Source organism: Okeania sp. (genome assembly GCF_983059655.1).
Map to the genome: position 1 here is coordinate 1 of NZ_CEZPJD010000648.1, position 4,642 is coordinate 4,642.

General features: G+C 37.2%; 3 protein-coding genes. All 3 read left to right on the forward strand.

What is annotated here, in order from left to right; translation table 11 throughout:
- The first annotated feature begins 1,230 nt into the window (after positions 1–1,230).
- Positions 1,231–2,940, forward strand: a complete 1,710-nt coding sequence (locus AC3DU7_RS25910; RefSeq protein WP_488042158.1) for a S1 family peptidase — start codon at positions 1,231–1,233, stop codon at positions 2,938–2,940.
- A 450-nt stretch (positions 2,941–3,390) separates the two neighbouring features.
- Complete coding sequence (locus AC3DU7_RS25915; RefSeq protein ID WP_488042159.1) at positions 3,391–4,344, forward strand: trypsin-like serine protease; 954 nt, start codon at positions 3,391–3,393, stop codon at positions 4,342–4,344.
- Between the two features lie 75 nt (positions 4,345–4,419).
- The coding region (locus AC3DU7_RS25920) for a helix-turn-helix domain-containing protein (RefSeq protein WP_488042160.1) at positions 4,420–4,642 on the forward strand (223 nt) is incomplete at its 3' end.

Here is a 4,642-nt window from a genome sequence, read left to right on the forward strand (position 1 = left end):
AGGCAGAAGGCAGAAGGTTTTTTATATAGCAATGTGCGCTAGCATATTTACAAATTTCAGGAACTGTCCAATAGCTAAAAGTTTTATATAATAAGCTTTTTATCCCCCCTACTGCCTCTCTTGGTCAGCATTCCCTCTCTTGGTCGGCGTTCCCTCTCTTGGTCGGCGTTCCCTTGCGCCTGTCGGCGGCGCGGGTTCCGACCGCTTGCGCCTAGCGGCGGCGCGGGGTCTGACCGCTATTGCCTACTGCCAAATGAGCTGCGCACAGCGCTATAACTGATTATCCGTTAGCGTAGCTCCCCCGGAGGGGGAACATGATATTACACTTTGGAGGAGGTCATTTCAGTTATCAGTACCTCTAGCTGTTTGTGCAGCATACCGTAGGAAAGCAAGAGGCTTGAAATAAGGAATCTCTTTTTTATCCCCTTAAAAGGGCAGGCTTTAGACCACAATTTTTCGGTAAGGCAGGGGGCAGAATGGAAAGAAAAGTTTAAAGGGAGAAGGTTTTTTTTATAACTGATTATCCAGACATAATATTATGACTACTAACAAATAATTATTGACTACTGGCTAACTATTCAAAAATTTTTGTCAGCCAAAAGTATGATTTTTTTCTGCTTGATTTTATCAAATCCTTTTGATTGGACATCAAGAAAATCTCCTATTTTCATAACTACTAAATCCTTGTGATTCTCTCTCCAGCTATACTTCGCTAATCCGACGACTCCTCCTGACCTAAGCAATCTATAACCATTTGACCGGACTTAATATTAATTATCAATATTAACAGGCACATTTCAGCATTATATAAGATACTATATTCCTCCGTAGATACACAGAGAGTGCTGTTTATAATCAAGCTTGGTGTTAAAATTACCAAGATCAAGTTATAGCAATTTTAATTTAGATCAAGAAAAGATACCTGAGACGTATATTTTAGAATACATAGAGCAAAAATCATTTGCTTCACTTAAGAGAAAAGTTCTATAACTTATATAAAGTTTTGATGAAGCTTATATAAAGTTTTGATGAAGAATTTTGATTTTTTTCCCCTCTGTATATTCTCTATTTTATTAAAATTATAATTCTCAGCTTTTTATATATTTTAACAATAATATAAAATTCATTCTTTGGCCTCTATTCAATATTGTTATACTATAAGAAAAAATCAATTGGGTTAGACAAACTTAGTCTCATCCCATGTCATTCATCATCTAGAGGAACTAGGCAATGCATCTTTATGTATCAAAAAATGACAAACTAAAAGCAAGATCCAATCATTCCATACTCAAATCTTTTAAAGCGAAAAAAATCAGCAACATAGGTCTTAGTTGCATACTTGGTTTAGTAGCTAGTCAGAGCATTCAAACATCAGTACGAAGTATAGTAATAAATGATACAGCAGGAGCAAGCACTGCTCAAGCCTTGGGTGCTCCTTTTACATCTGTCACCGAGATTTTTTCACTACAATTTGATCCTGAGACAGAAGAGGAAAAGTTTGAAAGTGCTTGTACTGGATCGCTGATTGCAAGTAATTATATACTTACTGCCCAACATTGTGTTCAGGATCTTTTTCCTGAAGACTTTAGAGTACAATTTCGCAGTGATGATCCAGAAAACAGTGTTTTAGCAGATATTGCTGTAACTGACATTTTACAAGATGAAACCTTTGGTCTATTAGATGGTACAGATATCGCTATACTTGAACTCGAGGAAGCTGCTCCAGATTCAATCGATCCTTTAAAGTTATTTGGTTTCGACCCTGAAACCCTCATTGGCAGTGATGCAACTGTACTTGGTTTCGGTTTCAATGGTTTAGGTAGTGTCGGTCATGAATTCAGTGCAGATGGCTTGCGCTGGGCTGCTGAAAATACGATCGATCTGTTAGATGGTGGTTTTGACCCAAGATTTAACGATACCTTTGGTTCAAACATTTTTAACCTTGACTTTGATGATGGAACTGATGACAATAACACTTTATCCAGTTTTGGTAGTAGTTCTTCACCACTTGAAAATGAAGGAGCTACTGCCCCTGCGGATAGTGGTAGTCCCCTTCTGGTAGAAGTAGATGGCGAGTTATTAATTGCAGGAGTTCTTTCTGGTGGTTCAACTGATACCAGCGAATTTGGTGATATATCCTGGTTTACTGGGGTTGTAGAACATCGCGAACTTATAGAAGATGTTGGTGGTGAGTTTGTTGGTGATTTTGTTCCCCCAGATCCACCTGAACCCACACCCACACCAGAAGCTGTATATGGAATAAACAATGGTAATTTTGAAGATGGTTTCAATGGTTGGGAGGTTCTCGGTGCTACTACTATACAACCAAGACAGGGTCGTAACGCTAGTACTCCAGCCCCAAATGATGATTCTAAAGGGTTAATTATTAACGATACACTTGCTGTCCCTGCTGGTGAGATTGAAGAATTTTTAGGGTTAGCACCAGACAGTCTAACAGAATTATCACCAGATGTTGAATTCATTGCTCAAGGGTCTGCGATCAAGCAAACTTTTCAGGCAAACGCAGGAGATGTTATAACATTTGATTTCAACTTTTTGACAGATGAATTCCTCGCAGAACCTGATTTCCCCCCTTTAAATGATTTTTCTTTTGTGTCTCTTTCCAATAATGTATCAGACGATATTTTATTAGAAATATTAGCAGATACTTTCTTCGAGCCATTTGTTGATTCTCCAACTGCCTTCGACCAAGAAACAGGAACTCAACTTTTTTCGATCGAGATTCCTGAAACTGGAATTTATACTTTAGGGTTTGGAGTTACAGATGCAGATGATTTCGGGTTTTTGTCTGGTCTTGCAGTTGATAATGTGGCCCTTGCTTCCACACCAGAACCTACTACAACCATAGGATTATTTGCGACTGTTTTTGGAGCATTTTCTTTGCTCAAGCGTAAAAGAAAGCAATATAATGTCAATTAGTGATTAGCTTTTTACTTTCTCTGAAAATCTCTCAGCTTTCAAAACTGCTCAATTTATTTTACTTCTAGATGCAAGTGCTATATTTCCAGATATTGGAACTAATATTTATCCCTACTCTTAAGATTAGTTGGAGTAGGGATAATTTTCTTAAATTATAATCTTCAGTTTTTTATACATCTTACTTAACAAAAATATAAAATTCATTATCTTACTTTGTTAGAATTGCTATACTATAAGGAAAAATTAATGGGTTATATCATGTCCGGTTGAATAGTTATAAATAAACTACTCAGGAGTCAGGAGTCAGAATTTCCTACGGAATGCTCCGCAAACAGGAAGGAAGAAAGAAGAAGAGAAGGAGAAAGTTTTTTGATCGCTAATTATCCGGACATAATATTAGACAATCTTAGTCTTATCCACAGGTCATTCATCATCTAGAGGAATTAGGCAATGCATCTTGACTTATCAAAAAATAACAAACTCAAACCAAGATTCAATTATTCCATACTAAAACCTTTTAAAATCAAAAAAGCTAGCAAAATAGGGGTTAGTTGCATATTTGGTTTAGTGGCTAGCCAGAGTATTCAAACATCAGTACGAAGTATAGTAATAAATGATACTGCCGGAGCCATCACTGCTCAAGCCTTGGGTACTCCTTTGACATCTGTAACCGATATTTTATTCAAAAATCCTGAAACACTTGAATTTGAAAGCGGGTGTAGTGGTTCGCTGATTGCAGATAATTATATACTTACTGCCCAACATTGTTTTGAACCTTTATATGGAGAAGTTCCTGCTACAGATTTGAGAGTTAGATTTCGTGATGAAGACAACGCTGTCTTGAAAGATATTTCAGTAAGTGAAATTTCATTCTTAGATGAAACTTTCAATCTATTAGACGGTACAGATATTGCTGTTCTTAAACTTGCTGAAGCTGCTCCAGACTCAATTGATCCTTTAAAATTATTTGGTGGAGACCCCAATGAACTTATTGGAAGTAATGCAACTCTAGTTGGTTTTGGTTTAAGGGGTTTAGGTAGCGAGGGTGTTGATGAGGATGGCATAGAATCTGAATTTGATGAGGGTGAGTTGCGTTGGGGTGCTGAAAATACTATTGATGTTGTTGGTGGTGTTTTTGATCCAGACCTTAGTGTCCTCTTTTACTCCAATATTATTGAACTTGACTTTGATGATGAAAATTCATTTACTAATACTCTAGTTAGTCTAGATAGTAGTCCCGTTCCCCTACCAAATGAGGGGAGTGGTGCTTTTGGGGATAGTGGCAGTCCTCTTCTAGTAAAAAAGAACGAAGAGTTATTAATTGCTGGGGTTCTTGCTGGTGGATTATTTCCTACCTCCGAATTTGGTGACCGAAAAAATGGGTCTCAAGCCTCGCCCTTCTAGGGCGGCTTTTTATTGCTTGCGAGTTGATTTTTTTCAATAAATATGTTATTATCTTGTTAGTTTAAAAGTCAAGTTATGAAAGCTAGATTTAAGTACCGTATATATCCAACACCGGGACAAAAACACCAATTAGCCAAACTATTTGGTTGTGTCCGTGTTGTTTGGAATGATAGTCTAGCTTGTTGTCAAGAAAAGTATAAATTAGGAGAGAAGAAACCCACTAATTCAGAACTACAAAAACAGTTTATTACTCAAGCTAAAAAGACTGAAGAAAGAGAATGGTTGTCAGAGGTTTCTA

Excerpts from the sequence above, each read along its gene's own strand:
- AC3DU7_RS25910 (WP_488042158.1), top strand. The coding sequence starts at position 1,231 with ATGCATCTTTATGTATCAAAAAATGACAAACTAAAAGCAAGATCCAAT.
- AC3DU7_RS25915 (WP_488042159.1), top strand. The coding sequence starts at position 3,391 with ATGCATCTTGACTTATCAAAAAATAACAAACTCAAACCAAGATTCAAT.